Origin of the sequence: Corallococcus sp. AB049A, assembly GCF_003668885.1 — a bacterium.
Lineage (GTDB): Bacteria > Myxococcota > Myxococcia > Myxococcales > Myxococcaceae > Corallococcus > Corallococcus interemptor.
Genome location: NZ_RAWL01001374.1, coordinates 1 through 399 on the forward strand (window position 1 = coordinate 1; position 399 = coordinate 399).

The 399-nt window shown below is 71.2% G+C and carries 1 protein-coding gene; it reads left to right on the forward strand.

The features are described from left to right. Window positions 1–399 (forward strand): type II secretion system protein GspL (gene gspL, locus D7X55_RS47260; RefSeq protein WP_199747490.1); only part of this gene is annotated, 399 nt, incomplete at both ends.

Genomic DNA, 399 nt, shown 5'->3' on the forward strand with positions numbered 1-399 from the left:
GGACTGGGCGCAGCTGCACAAGGGCGAGGTGCTGGCCCACGGTTGCGCCACGCTGGCGGCGCTGGGTCTGCGGCATCCGCGGGCTGCGGTGCATGCCTGCCTCGATCCGAGCGACCTGATCCTGCTGGAACTGCAGCTGCCACCGTTGTCCGGGCGCCGCCTGCAGTTGGCGTTGCAGGGTGAGGTGGAGGCGATGTTGCTGGATGACCTGCAGGACGTCGCGCTGGCCCACGGTGCGCAGGCGGCTGACGGCACGGTTCCGGTGGCCTGGCTCGGCCAGCAGGCGGTCCTGCAGGCGCAGCAGTTGCTGGCTTCGTGCGGACTGCAGCTGCAGGCACTCCATCCGACGCCCCTGCTGCTGCCCTGGCAGGACGGACAGGCCACGCTGCAGGTCAGCGG